A 14,583-nucleotide genomic window follows, 5' to 3' on the forward strand; every position below is an offset into this window, starting at 1 on the left:
AATCTGACTTTTATTTACTTTCAATGTACCGTCCTCCAGAAAAGGTTTTAGTTTTGCTAAATCTTCAAGGGTATTAATCTGAAGATCTGTATGTATTTTCTGTGTATATATCATAATGCAATCCCTCCAACGGGATCCATTATATCTGGAACTTGTACATTTTTATATGAGCATTTATGTACATTTATATCTTAGCATTTATAGCAGGCAATCACCACTGATCTCGCCAAAGTCCACAAATACAATATCCATCCATTGATATGTTCTTTCCTGCATCGCCGCTGTAACAGCATCGTCATAGCCATAGGTAAATCCAAATCTTCTACTATCATTCGTCATTGTCTGTTTCCTCCTGATTCTATCTGCCGTCATGTAATATGGTTCCTGTATCACACGACTAAATCTTCTTGTATCACTTGCAAGTTGTTGTCCCTTACGGACAATTCAAGTATATCAATGCAGATGTTTAATAAAGAGAACCCAGAAGGTAAGTTACTGGTACTGATAGAAAAATTTGCGCAAAAAAATTGGTAGCCCGGTTCGGACTACCTACCCCTATAGACCAGATCTATCCCCTTTTCTTGACATATTGTAGTAACCTTATCAAGTAATGCTTGATACTCCTTATTTCTATTAAAATTCTCTCCTAAGTGTACAGCGCTTACCGATTTTGATAAATCAATATTATAACTACTGTCTAAATAATCTTCGGCTTTAATAATCCCATCTCTTGTGGTTCGATTTTTCAATAAAAACATCCTATATTCACGTTCGAACTGCCATACCTGCTTTTGTTTTATGAAGACTGGTATATAAGCGGTTTTCATTATTTTCTCATATATTGAGTGAAAACGTTCTAAAATCTCTTGCTCTGAATATTGTTTTGCATTTCTATAGCACTCAATAATAATAGAATTTGCCAAAGTTAATGATGAATCATACGGCTCATCACTATACAAAACTGGTAATGTAGACAAACTAAACAATTGATTTTTTTGCGTATCGTACTCGATACAATAGCCACTCTTTTGAAAAGCATATTTATTCCACATCTCATTATTGTCTGGATCATCAGTAAAACATCCAACTCGAATAAAATTTTGATAATTACTAATTATTTCAGTAAAATACTTTTCTGTAATCACATTATTAGTTTCGTTTAAATATAGGGTTATTTCTCTAGATTCTATACCCAAAGATTCAAAAAAATTATTTATATGTTCCATAATAGAGACTTTATCGAAAAAAGGCTTACAGTCATTTACATCTTCAAATTCACAGCCTAAACTCATGTGAAATTGACCTTTCATATTTGCATCCCAATACTGTTTTTCATTTCCATCTTTATCAAAGAAAGCTTGATACTTATATAATTTTGATGGAATGGATGTTGCCTGTGTCATTGAATCCCATGAAATATATGGTGATAATAATGCATCCTCATACGTCATACATACCCTCCTCATCTATTCCTATACTAGATGATCTATTAATCAACTTGTTACTTTTCGTTCAGCATTGATAGCTCTTAAATATATAAATACCATTATCATACTTGGTCAAATGTCTCTTTAAAACAAATCGCAGGAATTCTAAATTCAAAACCTGCATAAAACACACGCTGATATGTAATTGAAGCCCCCTCAGGAAGTGGAATTTCATATTGATGATTTCGGATCATGTGGAACACAGTGCTCAATGAATATTTAGACAGCAACTCCTCCATCCGTTTTAAATCAATAACTGGTACATATTTATTATGTGTTCTTATATTATGTTTAGCAACAACACAGACAAATATATCCACTGTTTCTCCATCTTCAACATTGAATACTTGCTTTACAAAATGCTTTCTATCCTGCATTGCATAAGCCATTATCTCCTCAATCTGTTTACAGCCATGAGTTATTTCATCTTCTTTTGCATACACCTCTTTTGTAGAATCCGCAGCTGCAAACCATTTAGTTTCACAAATAATAGCAGAATTTGTCATTCTATCAAATATAGCAAAATCAATATCAGGAAGATCTTCTCTGAGATGTTTATGTTTTATAATATCAGGAGACGAAACATAGGTCTCAAGTTCTGAGACCATTAACTTCTCCAAATCATTTACTTCTTTGAAATAATTACTATCACGCCTTGAGCTAACCACTGCAAGTAGATTTCGTTCAGGTCGCGATCCCATAAACAAAATCGGGGTAATAATCAATGTTCCATTTGAAAGTTTAACAATAGGTTGATACATTATATCCACATTTTTCTTTTTAGGTTCAAATGTAATATATTGAATAATTGTCTCTACTTTCTCTTTTTCCAAACCACTTGCAGAAATAATATAAGCAACAATATACTCACTATTCTGAATTATATTGCTGTTTTTTAGACGCACTAATGGATCGCCCACAGCAAAACAGCTACAAAAATGAACATAACAAAGTGTAGTAAGTGCCACCCAAAAAGCTTTATATTCTTCCATAGTAAAACTATCAAACACCCAATTTTCTGGAAGTGTCTTTGATAATTCCCACTGTTGCAATGCTACTTTTTTAAATGAATTAAGCATATCAGATGAAAGTTCATAGCATATCATTCCATTTTCAACTTTCACTTTATCTCGTAGTTCTCTTACACTGGTAATTAGGCGATACGGATCAATAATACTTGCCATATCATTCAAATCTACCTGAGAACTTTCTCGAAGAACATCACTCCACATAGATTTATTTTGCTCTTTACCCGGGGTAAATATAACCTTATTATCTTCTATATCCACAGCATATCGATTGCGAGAATAAGAAATATAGCCTGAGCAAATAACCGAATACGGGTAAGCATAGTCATTCAGCAATTCACAACATTGTTTATATCTTGTCTCTGTTAGGGCGACATCTAATGGTTGCATATCTTCTACACATATTTCATCCACCCATAGTAATGATATATTGAGCGCATCCATTTGATCTGTAATTTTTTTTAAGGCTAATGGGTTAAACATGCTACCCATTAATATTAGTCCACAAACATCTTCAAATGCTGCAAGCAAATCATAAAATGTCTGTTCTTTTCCAGCATCAAATACTGGACTTTTTTTATGTTCTATGTCAATAATTGTTTCAATTTCACGTATGTTAAGCAATAGTTTATATCCTCATTTTTTTGTGAAATGGTAAAAGACTTTTCTACCGTTACTCCAGTTACAATAAATTTTCTCTTCTATCCCCTCTAATTATTCCTTTGCTCTATATTTTTATACCATCTTCTTTCCCTCCGATTTGTAAGCAACTATATTTCAATTACATATAATATTATATCAAACATCAAATTCTTTTCAATCACATCCTCACATTATAAGTTGCCATCTTCAAATTTTCGCCCCATTTACATGCTCTTATATTTCTGCAACACTGCTTCCAAGTCTTTTAGCAAAGCATTTGATTCACTCTTTATTTCATTTCCTTTCAATATGTAATCCGTACTTACTCTATAAACATCGCTAAACAGCAATAATGTTTCTATAGATGGTCCTTTTATCCCTCTTTCTATCCTACTGATCGTTCCCGGCTCAAGTCCAACTGTTTCCGCTACCTGCTCCTGTGTTTTTTCTGCCTGTTTTCTTAATGCCTTTAATCTCTTACCGCTTGCTTCCATGTCGTAAATCATCATAATTCTTCATCCGTTCCAGCCATCTCGATAGCCAGAAGTAATATGGTGAAAAATTATTTTTGAATTTTCCTCTGCCTGATCCACGCAAAAAGACGCAAAGAAAAGCCAGTTATCTACTGGTTATCTTTCCCCTGCGTCTCTGGTGCTTCCATCATCTCTGATGTGCCCTTATCAGGTGGGCTGTTCATTTAATTGTCATTTTGTTTCTATGTAACAGATCTGTCAGATACGGAACACACCTTTGTCGGCACGCTTCCGTATCATACCTTCTGTATATTTCTTTAACATCATTACCCGTTTGCAACGGTTGCATTTGATCGTGATGCCCTGCAGGACGATCCGGTCATCGTCCTGACACAATGTGTAATCCATCATCCTCGCATTACATTCTCTGCAATGCAACTGCACTGTACTCCAATTCTTCTCCAATTCAGTTCAACTCCTCTACCATACAAAATTGCTATTACTAACACGCAACATTTGTACTTGCAAGGGAAAGGGAAATCAACCTTCGCAAGCCCATTACTTGAGCCGGAAGTTCCGATGCGCCCTGTCTTGACGCTCCGACATTGCTGATCTTAAAGTCTGTTGACCATGGCAAGCCATGATCTGCTTAAGCTGATTTCTCCATGAACCACATATTGTTGTCCTCATAGAACAGATATACTTCTTTTCCGTCTACGACACATGTATATCGCATCCCGGCACCGCCTGCCTTTAAGCTGGCTGCACGCCGGATGTCTTTTACTTTGCTGATCTCATACTCTACTCCATCCTCCCATACAAAACTTTTCGGAAGGAGCATTCCATCCTTGGTAAATATGGCATTCACATCTACATAAATTTTGTCTTCGTTCAAAGAACTGCCTCCTATTCTTAACTAAAATATCCTTGCGGATGTACCGTGTGGGAACCTTTTGCATCCAAAGAGGATAACAGCTTATCCTGATACATCAGTCCCCGTTGAATACTGAAATATCCAAACCTTTTCCGAATCTCATCCACCGCAGCATCTGCTTTCTCCTGCTTTTCCCGGCGGGTATAGTCACAGAATATGTCAAGCTGTTCGTATGCATGATCCAGTGTTAATTCTGCTCCTCTGACACCAAGACTTCGGATTGGTTTTTCCCATTGATATGTTGCTCTGAAAATGCGATAGGCTTCCTGTGCAATCTCCGATGTGATGTTCGTCGGTCTGTCTATCTTATGCTGTCTCGTAAAATGATGTAGTGCGTTGTCGCGGACGGATATTTCCACTACATGGCACTTAAAGCCATTCTCCCTCAGTCTGGCAGCGACACTTTCTGCCAGAACATACAGGATGATCTTCACATCTTCATCCGTCTCCAAGTCTCTCGGAGTCGTTGTGCTGTTTCCTATGGACTTAATCGGGGCATGGGTATGTTCCCTCTTAACCGGAGAATCATCCCAGCCATTCGCAAAAGAATGAAGTACCAGCCCTATCTTACCAAACCGGGATTTCAGATACTTTTCCTCCATCTGCGACAGCTTCAACAATCTGTTCATCTGCCCGTAAATCAGGTGCTTTATCATGCTCTGTTACATACTTTTTGTATTCCTCAAACACCCAGCCTGTAATCTTATCCTTTTGTTTCATCTTGAGATTACTAAATGTCTTATTCATCTGAAAAAGCTGACCATCTACCTTTTTATGTATTTTTGTCTTTTTACTTTTTGTCAAATTTCTCCCACCTTTATATAATTAATATAATCTCATTATAGAGTTTTTCCCTGAAATCCTTTGTGACCGGATAGCAGACATCCTGATAGATTGGCTTGCCCTGCTCATCCACCTGCTTTGTCTTATAAGAAGGTATTGATACAAAGAATTTCAAAGGAACCTTTGGTTCCTTGTGTTCTGTCCTGCTTCTGTGTCTCCTCTTTCTCCGGTTCCTTGATTCTTGCATAGGCATCAAGGATGTTGGTATAGAGTTCCTCACGAAACTCTGCCGTGATAGGATTGCACATATCCTTATAGATCACGCCGTTGTTTTTTTGTTTCGTTGTTTGAATTTTATCAACGATTATTTCAGAAGAATCTCGTCATTTTGCACTATTGTGAAATGGCATGATCCTTAAATCATTTCACACTTATAACTGTCAATATTAAAATATATTTTTTGATAATTTAAGAATATGAATATACATTTTAAGTTCTACAATCTAATTGCCAGAAGTTTTTCTTGAAGTTAAAGCTTGCCTGCTCTCACCTGCATAGCAGGTGGATTTATCTTTCGCTTGCTCATTCTTCTATTGAAGAAATCGCCTCACTCAAACACTAAAGTGAAACAAGAAAAGAGATGTCACAATTTGCTAACACCTCCGTATCTTTTTACTCAATTTATTTCTTTTTCATTCAACCAATGTTAAAAGCAAAGTTTTTGAGTTGTTTTGGCTTTTATTGAAAATTACAGTCCATAAAGGCTTTCTTACTCAATATGTCCATTTTCAAATATTCTATGCTCTTTTTATATAATCTCCTTATCCAAAAGAAAATCAATCACATTGATATTCAAAATGCCTTTATCATCATACCAACGCTTTCCAATATCTTTCCTTACAACAATTTTAGGGAAAGAATCTCCTGTAAGCGTAAATGGTCTGAGTTCTACCTCTGCTTTTTCATCAGCCGGCATCGCATATGCCGACTGGATATAGGTTCGTTTTCCTCCTGAATTCACGACAAAATCTATTTCCCTTGGAGTACGAATTGAATTACCTTTTTCATTGAGCGTCCTTGCATAAACAACACCAACATCAACGGAAAACTGCCTGATATTCAACTCATTATATATGATATTCTCCATTATATGCGTCATTTCCTGCTGACGGAAGCCTATTCTTGCATTTCTGAGTCCAATATCCTCGCAGTAATATTTATTTGGCGAGTCAAAATAGGATTTGCCTTTTACATCATATCGCTTACTTTCTGAAAAAAGGAACGCATCTTCCAAATGTCCGATATATGCCCGAATCGTATTGGCAGACACACCGCCCCCTTGTTTAGACTTCAAAGTGTTCGCAATTTTAGTCGGATTTGTTAATGAACCTACTGATGAACAGAGTAAATCTAAAATCTGCTCAAGAACATCTCGTCTTTCAATTCTCTTACGTTCAACAATATCTTTTATATACACTTCCGAGAAAAGCGATTTCAGATAATTCATCTTAGCCGTATCATTTGGTCTTGACAAAATAAGCGGCATACCACCATAAAATGCGTATTCATCAAATGCTTCATTTTTATCTCCACCAACGGAAGAGTAATATTCTGCAAAGCTAAGTGAGTGTACTCTTATTTCATCACTTCGTCCTCTAAACTCAGTAAGAATGTCGCTGGAAAGCATTTTTGAATTGCTTCCTGTTACATAAACATCTAAATTTGATAAACCTCTCAAATCATTAAGAGCATCGTAAAAAGTAATTTTCTTACCATCCGGATTATATGGATTAGCCACCTCATCAGACATTTGAATTTCATCAACGAAAAGATAATGCTCCTCTTTGCTCTTTTCCACTTTCTCTCTTACATACGATGAAAGAATAAGCGGATTACGATATTTAATATCTTTCGCGAGGTCAAGCTCAATCGTTATAATCAGTTCTTCTTTTACACCATTTTCAATTAAATAATCTCGGTATATATTTTTGAGAAGATAGGATTTACCACATCTCCTGATACCGGTAATTACTTTCACTAATCCATCAAAACGATATGAAATCAACTGCTCAAGGTAACTATCACGCTTAATCTCCATAAAGCCCACTCCATTTCATTAAAAATTTCCACCCATTTAGGCTTTTTCAATCAATATTATATATGTTTTCTATCAGGTATTCAAGTTCTCATTGAAAATTATAGCCCATAATGGCTAAAATATTCAGTAAAAACATTTTTCTTTCTCCATATAAATCAAAAAGGTGCTGCCCACTTGCTAACACCTCTTTAGTCATACGATATATCCATTGAAAATTTATGCCCATAAAGACATTTTTGTTCATCGAACTTGATCTGTTAAATTGTGCAGACCGTCTGCACAATTTCTATTCTGTTTCCTTATCTTCTTTATCCTACTGCCGAAGACAAAACATCAGATTGTCTACACACCGTGTCGATAATTTCAAGGAAGTCTTATAAACTACTTCTTGAATTTATATTTTCCTTTTCCGTAACCGAATACTGGTTCAATAATATCTGCCTGCATCAAATTGGAAAGAAGTTTTGAAGCACCTGAACCTTTCAGCTCAAGAAGTTCCTTAACTACACTTCTTCCAAACACCTCATCAAAGCCAAACTTTTCAAAGAGTCTATGGATATGAACCATCGTTTTTAATGAGAAATCGCTGCTTTTTTCGAAAAGTACACTTTCAATATCCACTTTTCGATCTTGAATGTCCACTTTTTCTTCATTCAAAAGTCCACTTATGTGAATCTTGAAATACTATCTATGTTGTAGAAAGAGAATTTTCTTCATCGGTTCTTTCCAGTAAACTCTTTGGTATGTACAAAATTCTTGGCTTTGTTTCCACAGACTGCTCTTTCTAATTTTTACAATATTTTTTATAAAATATAACTCTTTTCATTTTAATCAAAGTGGTAAATCTACTTTCATTTTTTCTATATCTACCATAATTTTTTCTCTATAAAAATAAAATAATTTCCAAAATTTCTCCTTATTTTTCCGAAATTGTCCATATCCATTTCCAAAAATGTCACGGATTACAAAAGGTAACACATAGTCAGAAATCTGGGTATCCATTTTTATATGATCCATTCCAATAATATTTATAATTCTTGAATAATTTTCGGTAAACCAGATATTATCTGTCCATTGTTTATTACATCTAAATGCTTCAAATGACTTTTCATAACACTTACGATAAATGCTACTTATATTATCTGCCAACTGAACCAATTCATCTTCTTTGCTATCAACAAAATTGATATGTATTTTATTATCTTCAAACGACTGATTATATTCTTCTTCGTATCCCTTCAAGCTATCGTGATATATTTCCGTCTTACCCATATCAACTCCATGTAGGTATTTTAAACCCAAAAGTGTTTCTCCTAACGCTGTCATATTCAAAAAATTTACCGTATTTTTGCATCTATACGCCTCGTAAATCAATGGAAATTCTCCATAATCCTTTTTTTCTACCATAAATTTAGCAAACGCTATATACAAGTTATAGTCATTTCTATCCAATTTTTCATATGGAAAGGAAATAAGATACTCCAAAAATTCTCTTTTAGAATTATCGGTGTTTTCACATACTGCGGAACAATAATGTAAAAATAGTTCTTCTTTTTCTCCTGCCAAAGCACTTGCCATTCTATAAAATTTCAACGTTTCTTGCTGTTGAAAAGTTGTTCCGAAAATATATAGTGAAATTAATGTTGACAGATAAAATATCTTATCATAGTTGCAAATAAAGAAATGCTTATTATCAAGTACATTTGTTATAAAATATTTTAAAGCTTCATTATTACGTTGAGTCATAAGATCAGAACCTTTTATTTCTCCTATAAATCCGAAATGATCCTTAAATCGTCTATACTTATTCAATACCTCGATTTCATCTTCTTTATCAGCAACAAAAACACTTCCCAACACAAAATGTCGTTGTCCATCATTAAACAATTGTCCATTCTTGTTTGGCATAATACAACCTGAATATCCAGATTCATCAAAAAATAATTTCAACACATTTCTCCTTATACTATACTAAACGATAATTTACCGCATCAATCGCTAATGGTAGCCTGACCATTCATCAGCATAGGCAACAGCCAATCACGAAGCTGAATGAGAGTGTGAGTTTCCCTATCTAATTCCTTTTGTAAAGCAAAAAAAGGTTTGATTTCTTTAGAAAACTCTTTTGTGACAGATAGCGGCGGAAGAATAATTTCACTATCCATCAGGGAATTGATACGAATACCTTTAAAAATGCTACCTGTTGAACACGCAGTTGCTCTTTTGACGAAAGCTTCACTTTGGAGATTCATATACAAATATTCTGCTGTAAGGACTGAGCTATTATAACGAATGGAAAAAACAGACTCGTTAATATCCCAGTTGGTCGGATTTTCTTGTATAAGATAGCATCTACCCAATGGGGCAATACTTGCAAACAAAATGTCATCTCTCTGAATATCAGAGCGACGATGAACGATTTGTCTTGCCTGTTCATCAATAGTATCACAACCAGAAAAGTCTAATGAACCATTAAGGCATAAATTTTTAACAGTAATATACTGTATATTACCATTGCCCAATTGAAAATTATTTCTGGGATTTAATCCGGTTCGGACAGCTTCAATAGCATTTTCCATTTTGGAACATATCCAAGAAAATGGGATTTCCATTTTTAACTGTTCATCCCAAACCATCTTACCGCCTGATGAACGGTATGGTTTCCCGTTCTCATCTGGAAAATCAAACTGAGTGAACCAATAATCGTAAAGAAGCTTAGCTTGCTGCTCTAAATTATCGTTTATTGCATTATTGATAAGTATCTTTCTATCTATTGAAGAAAGTATCAATACTATCATATCCTGATACTTTTTCTCTGGTATTTTAAAATCTAAAGACATCAAATATTCAAGATTGATGTTATCTTGAATACTACCTGTCGCAGCGTTTTGTATGGACTTTTTTATATACTCAAAAATATAGTACATAAATTCTTCTGATGATTTTTCGGGATATGCTGAAAAACCTACAATACTATCTGGAAAACACATTGGATAAGCCAAAATTGCTGTTTCCGCAATATTGGCGGCAATAGTAATACACAATGTTCCTGTATTCCACAATTTACTTTGTTTGAGCCCGAAATCTCCATATTCTTGTTCATGTTTACTCAAATAAAGCGTTGCTTCTTTAACATCTCCCGTTTGAACTAATGGATATTTCCCATTTTCAAACAGTTTTGGGTCGTTTCTCGGTCTATGTTTTGATACTCCTCTTGCAAATATTCCTAATTCAGCCAATTTGGAAATTTTCCAATTCTCATTATATGAACTTCCATTATAAATCATATTTTTCTCCTAACCTATATACTTTCTATGAGCCAATTTAACATTGCTCTGTTTAACCATTGCATACTGCAAAGTCGTATCTATTTTTCTATGTCCCAAAAGCTGCTGTAACTGTTCAATGGGCATTCCTTTATCTATTGCCATAGTCGCAAGAGTACGTCTAAATTTATGTGGATGCACCTTACTAAGACCTAATTGTTTTCCAAAATTTCGTAGTCGCACTTCAATACCACCAATTTTCAATCGTTCATAAGGAGCTTTTAATGATACAAACAGTGCCGGATTATTATCCCTTCTGCTCTGTAAATAATTCTGCAAATGTATTTTTGTTCTGGCGTCAAAATAAACGACTCTCTCCTTATTGCCCTTTCCAAAAACAACACATTCACGCTCATTAAAATCTATATCTTCTCGATTTAGCAGAACCATTTCGCCTACTCGCATACCTGTTGATGCCAACATATCAATCATTGCCAAATCCCTGAGTTCTGTACAATTATCTCTCATCAATTCAAGTGCTTCATCTGAATAAGTTTCCTTAATATTCGTTCCAGTTTTAACCTTATGTATTCTTCTGACCGGACTTTTCAAAATATAGTCCTCGTCCTCAAGCCAAGAAAAAAAGCTGGAAAGTATTCGTCTTATATTATCAATCGTAACTTTACTTGAATTTTTATTTGACTGATATTCAGTAAGGTAACAGCGTATATCATCGGTTACAATATATTTAATACCTTTACCTATACTATCAATCATTGCCTGTATAGTTGCTTTGTAATATTTCAAAGTTTTCTCGGAACAGCCCTCAATTCTCTTTGCCGATAGAAACAGTTCAACCAAGTTCTGCTCCGATAATCCTTTATCACTTTCCGTTTTTGCAACTTCATAATCAAAAAGCGTATGTTGCAGTACCTCCTGCAATCGCAGTGTTTGTGCGTTATTCAAATAAGGTAGCATACCCTGAACAATATCCATAATTAAATTCTGTTTCATAGTCAATTCTCCTTTTATTTAATTTAGAGAACAACTATGGAGCGGTAGTCCCCTGCTTCAACTCCTGCCACTCACAAGAGCTATGGGATATATTAAACGATAATTTATCAGCAATGGCTTATGACATTTATATGCATAATTTTTTCTCAAACAAGCCTAATGCTAAACTAAAAGATATTTTGACCGAAGCTGAAAAGTCAGCTATTCAGGTCGGAGAAGCAAAAACATCAAATGGCGAATATCCATTCTTTACAAGCGGTGCAACTATTTTGAAATGGAACGAACCATTTGTTGACGGTAGAAATTGCTTTTTAAATACCGGCGGTAACGCTGATGTTAAATTTTATGTTGGTAAAGCCGCCTATTCAACAGATACTTGGAGCATTTCTGCAAAATCAGAAATGTCGGATTATCTCTACCTAATGTTATTTTCAATCAAGCCTGAACTTGACCAAAAATTCTTCCAAGGAACGGGGTTGAAGCATTTGCAAAAGCCTTTACTTAAAGACAGACCTATCTTTGTTCCTGAAAAGCTGGAATTAGAAGCATTTAACCGTCAAGTAATGCCGATGTTTGATATTATTTCTGAGAACACAAGAGAAAATCAACAGCTAACATCTCTTAGAGATTGGCTTTTACCTATGTTGATGAACGGTCAGGCTACCATCAGTGATTGATGTGGTAAATTATCGTTTACCACACTATTTAAAGCAATTTTCTCATCAAGCCTATTTAAAACTTGAACAGTTTTTCTTTGTTCTTCAAGCAATGGATAAGCTATTGGAACATCAGATAAAATATCTGTATTCAAATTAGGCATATTCGTACCTACTGCGTGTGTAACAAGCCATTTTCTAGTTTCTTCTCTATTGAGAAAAAAAGATATAAATTCTGGTTCTACTTCTGATGTTGTTATACGCACTCGTAAACAACCTGTCCCACATAAAACACCATTATCCTTTTCCTTTATAAAAGCGTGTTTTTCTACATCTCCTCGGCGAGCATATAATATATCGTTAATTATGGTTTTATATCTTTCAAGTCTTATTGCATCTTCATTAGACACATAATTGATAGATGCATAATTTACTTTCCTATTGTCTATGTCTTGTGGCATAACTACTGGGATTCCTTGTTCCACATAATCCGATTGATGTAACTGACTTCCAAATGGTCCCGTAATAATCTCTGATATTTTCCCAAGTGTTGTATATGTCCATTTATTCATATTTTACCTTCTTTAATTGTTCCATAATTTCCGTTTTCAATTTGTCGCCCTCTGCAAAATATTCCTGTAACTTCTCTGCATAAGCACTCATACGAGCATTAAATTCGTCCTGTGATAATTCAACATATTCAATTTTCACATCAAAATACTGTCCTGCTGAAAGTGAATATTTCTTTTCTTTGATTTCATCATAGGTAACAGCAACTGAAAAATCATCAACAGCTTCTTTATTAAGGAATGTATCAACAATTTTATCAATCTCAAAATCACGAAGTCTGCGTTTCTGATTATTACCGTCCTTATATTCTTCTCCCAGTTTTGAAGCATCTATCAGTACAACCTTGTCTGTTTTTCTTGAATTATCAAAAAATAATACTGATACATTCGTGCCGGTATTAGCAAATACATTTGACGGCATACCAATACAGCCATAAACAATATGTTCTTCTACAATATGTTGTAATATCTTCTTTTCTACACCTGATTTTGCGGTTACAAATCCAGTAGGAACTACAATCGCACCTTTTCCGGTTGATTTCAATGAATTAAGAACATGTTGAATGAACAACGTATAAATTGCCATACTCTCTTTCTTCTTGGCAGGCACTTTCGGAACTCCCGCCCAAAAACGAACAGGCATTGCTGCTATACGCTCTCTTGTATCTGAGAAATCCATCTTGAAAGGCGGATTTGAAACTACATAATCAAAAGTTCTTAATTCCTGTCCATTATCACTCTTATGATATGGAGCAATCAGCGTATCTCCTTGAATTGCGTGGTCAAGAGAAGATACCAAGCTGTTTAGGATAAGATTAAGTTTTAACATTTTATTACTTCGCTGTGAAATATCCTGTGCAAAAATCGTACACTTATCTTCGCCAATTTTATGGGCAAGAGCCATCAAAAGTGTTCCTGTTCCGGCTGATGGATCATAACACTCAATGCTATGTAAATCAGTTGCATTTCCAACAAGCAATCTTGCCATAATCGTTGCAATAGCGTGAGGAGTATAATACTCTGCATACTTACCACCGCCTGCTGTATTGTAGTCCTTTATCAGATATTCAAATATATCTGCAAAGAAATCATAGTGCTTCTCAAATGCTTCTTCAAAAGAAAAGTTTACCAACTTATCAACCAAAGCACGGGCAAAAGGTGCTCTTGCTGTATCGTCCGTTACATACTGTGTCAGCTTTTCAAAAAGCGGTATTTTTGTATTCTGAGCAGTCTGAGTTGAAAATATATCAATATTCTTATCTGCTATATCTGTCATCGTGCTGTCAAAGATTAAATCAAAATCGCCCTTTGCCTGCTGATTCCATAAGTTGGCAATAAGATGTTCCGGATTAAGTAATGGAATATCTGACGGTAAACTATCAAAAATATCCAAGCGGTCATCTTCTGACATTTCTGCATAAGCAAGTTCCCATTTTTCAGCATTTTTAAGAACCGGACTTACTTTTTTTACTTCATATCCGAACTTATCATTAAGGAACTTATAAAGGAAAACCTGTGTGATAATTTTATATTCGTTACCATCGTTTCCCATACCATAGGTCTGACAAGTTGCTTTTAAGGCATCTATCAACTCTATGGTTTTTTCTTTTATCGTCTTTGTTTCTTCCATTGT

Annotated in this window: 17 protein-coding genes and 1 pseudogene; 1 reads left to right on the top strand and 17 read right to left on the bottom strand. The window is 34.9% G+C overall.

Annotation, left to right across the window (positions count from 1 at the left end; genetic code table 11):
- Positions 1-198 precede the first annotated feature (198 nt).
- The 15 genes and pseudogenes from H8700_RS03370 to xerA all read right to left on the bottom strand — a co-directional run bounded on the left by H8700_RS03370 (position 199) and on the right by xerA (position 11,725).
- Positions 199-339, bottom strand: coding sequence for a hypothetical protein (locus tag H8700_RS03370; RefSeq protein WP_249303121.1), 141 nt, complete (start codon positions 337-339; stop codon positions 199-201).
- 206 nt (positions 340-545) lie between these two features.
- Positions 546-1,451 carry a DUF2971 domain-containing protein gene (locus H8700_RS03375; RefSeq protein ID WP_249303123.1) on the bottom strand — a complete coding sequence of 302 codons (906 nt, stop codon included), beginning with the start codon at positions 1,449-1,451 and terminating at the stop codon, positions 546-548.
- Positions 1,452-1,549: 98 nt separating this feature from the next.
- Complete coding sequence (locus H8700_RS03380) at positions 1,550-3,139, bottom strand: hypothetical protein (RefSeq protein WP_249303125.1); 1,590 nt, start codon at positions 3,137-3,139, stop codon at positions 1,550-1,552.
- A 242-nt stretch (positions 3,140-3,381) separates the two neighbouring features.
- On the bottom strand, positions 3,382-3,666 hold the full coding sequence (locus H8700_RS03385; RefSeq protein WP_249303127.1) for a helix-turn-helix domain-containing protein: 285 nt from the start codon (positions 3,664-3,666) through the stop codon (positions 3,382-3,384).
- Positions 3,667-3,888: 222 nt separating this feature from the next.
- Positions 3,889-4,095, bottom strand: coding sequence for a hypothetical protein (locus tag H8700_RS03390; RefSeq protein WP_118508065.1), 207 nt, complete (start codon positions 4,093-4,095; stop codon positions 3,889-3,891).
- Positions 4,096-4,132: 37 nt separating this feature from the next.
- Entirely contained in the window at positions 4,133-4,267 is a 135-nt protein-coding gene (locus tag H8700_RS12165) for a hypothetical protein (protein WP_283242182.1), read from the bottom strand.
- Positions 4,268-4,279: 12 nt separating this feature from the next.
- Positions 4,280-4,525 carry a hypothetical protein gene (locus H8700_RS03395; RefSeq protein ID WP_330606282.1) on the bottom strand — a complete coding sequence of 82 codons (246 nt, stop codon included), beginning with the start codon at positions 4,523-4,525 and terminating at the stop codon, positions 4,280-4,282.
- 17 nt (positions 4,526-4,542) lie between these two features.
- Positions 4,543-5,166, bottom strand: a complete 624-nt coding sequence (locus H8700_RS03400; RefSeq protein WP_330606283.1) for a DinB/UmuC family translesion DNA polymerase — start codon at positions 5,164-5,166, stop codon at positions 4,543-4,545.
- On the bottom strand, positions 5,132-5,368 hold the full coding sequence (locus tag H8700_RS03405) for a hypothetical protein (RefSeq protein WP_249303129.1): 237 nt from the start codon (positions 5,366-5,368) through the stop codon (positions 5,132-5,134). Before H8700_RS03405 ends, H8700_RS03400 begins: the two co-directional genes overlap by 35 nt.
- Before the next feature lie 25 nt (positions 5,369-5,393).
- Positions 5,394-5,679, bottom strand: a pseudogene (locus tag H8700_RS12390) (septation protein SpoVG family protein); the annotation flags it as partial.
- 476 nt (positions 5,680-6,155) lie between these two features.
- On the bottom strand, positions 6,156-7,445 hold the full coding sequence (locus H8700_RS03415) for an ATP-binding protein (RefSeq protein WP_249303132.1): 1,290 nt from the start codon (positions 7,443-7,445) through the stop codon (positions 6,156-6,158).
- Positions 7,446-7,826: 381 nt separating this feature from the next.
- Positions 7,827-8,102 (bottom strand): hypothetical protein, encoded by a 276-nt coding sequence (locus tag H8700_RS03420; RefSeq protein ID WP_249303133.1) that lies wholly within the window; start codon positions 8,100-8,102, stop codon positions 7,827-7,829.
- Between the two features lie 174 nt (positions 8,103-8,276).
- Positions 8,277-9,395, bottom strand: a complete 1,119-nt coding sequence (locus H8700_RS03425) for a DUF3800 domain-containing protein (protein WP_249303134.1) — start codon at positions 9,393-9,395, stop codon at positions 8,277-8,279.
- 41 nt (positions 9,396-9,436) lie between these two features.
- Positions 9,437-10,732 carry a restriction endonuclease subunit S gene (locus tag H8700_RS03430; protein ID WP_249303135.1) on the bottom strand — a complete coding sequence of 432 codons (1,296 nt, stop codon included), beginning with the start codon at positions 10,730-10,732 and terminating at the stop codon, positions 9,437-9,439.
- Positions 10,733-10,741: 9 nt separating this feature from the next.
- Positions 10,742-11,725 (bottom strand): site-specific tyrosine recombinase/integron integrase, encoded by a 984-nt coding sequence (xerA, locus tag H8700_RS03435; RefSeq protein ID WP_249303140.1) that lies wholly within the window; start codon positions 11,723-11,725, stop codon positions 10,742-10,744.
- 113 nt (positions 11,726-11,838) lie between these two features.
- On the opposite strand from xerA, the gene H8700_RS03440 reads away from it, so the two are divergent.
- On the top strand, positions 11,839-12,402 hold the full coding sequence (locus H8700_RS03440; RefSeq protein WP_249303142.1) for a restriction endonuclease subunit S: 564 nt from the start codon (positions 11,839-11,841) through the stop codon (positions 12,400-12,402).
- Here the strand turns inward: H8700_RS03440 and H8700_RS03445 are convergent.
- Both H8700_RS03445 and H8700_RS03450 read right to left on the bottom strand, forming a co-directional pair.
- Positions 12,381-12,953 carry a restriction endonuclease subunit S gene (locus H8700_RS03445; RefSeq protein ID WP_249303144.1) on the bottom strand — a complete coding sequence of 191 codons (573 nt, stop codon included), beginning with the start codon at positions 12,951-12,953 and terminating at the stop codon, positions 12,381-12,383. The genes H8700_RS03440 and H8700_RS03445 overlap by 22 nt on opposite strands.
- Positions 12,946-14,580 (bottom strand): HsdM family class I SAM-dependent methyltransferase, encoded by a 1,635-nt coding sequence (locus tag H8700_RS03450; protein ID WP_249303146.1) that lies wholly within the window; start codon positions 14,578-14,580, stop codon positions 12,946-12,948. The genes H8700_RS03445 and H8700_RS03450 overlap by 8 nt, the downstream gene beginning before the upstream one ends.
- Between the last annotated feature and the right edge of the window lie 3 nt (positions 14,581-14,583).

The organism is Jutongia hominis, from assembly GCF_014384965.1.
Classification (GTDB): Bacteria; Bacillota; Clostridia; order Lachnospirales; family Lachnospiraceae; genus Butyribacter; species Butyribacter hominis.

Coding starts and splice junctions, on each gene's coding strand:
- H8700_RS03370 (WP_249303121.1), bottom strand. CDS start 339: ATGACGAATGATAGTAGAAGATTTGGATTTACCTATGGCTATGACGAT.
- H8700_RS03375 (WP_249303123.1), bottom strand. CDS start 1,451: ATGACGTATGAGGATGCATTATTATCACCATATATTTCATGGGATTCA.
- H8700_RS03385 (WP_249303127.1), bottom strand. CDS start 3,666: ATGATGATTTACGACATGGAAGCAAGCGGTAAGAGATTAAAGGCATTA.
- H8700_RS03400 (WP_330606283.1), bottom strand. CDS start 5,166: ATGGAGGAAAAGTATCTGAAATCCCGGTTTGGTAAGATAGGGCTGGTA.
- H8700_RS03415 (WP_249303132.1), bottom strand. CDS start 7,445: ATGGAGATTAAGCGTGATAGTTACCTTGAGCAGTTGATTTCATATCGT.
- H8700_RS03430 (WP_249303135.1), bottom strand. CDS start 10,732: ATGATTTATAATGGAAGTTCATATAATGAGAATTGGAAAATTTCCAAA.
- xerA (WP_249303140.1), bottom strand. CDS start 11,725: ATGAAACAGAATTTAATTATGGATATTGTTCAGGGTATGCTACCTTAT.
- H8700_RS03440 (WP_249303142.1), top strand. CDS start 11,839: ATGGCTTATGACATTTATATGCATAATTTTTTCTCAAACAAGCCTAAT.
- H8700_RS03445 (WP_249303144.1), bottom strand. CDS start 12,953: ATGAATAAATGGACATATACAACACTTGGGAAAATATCAGAGATTATT.
- H8700_RS03450 (WP_249303146.1), bottom strand. CDS start 14,580: ATGGAAGAAACAAAGACGATAAAAGAAAAAACCATAGAGTTGATAGAT.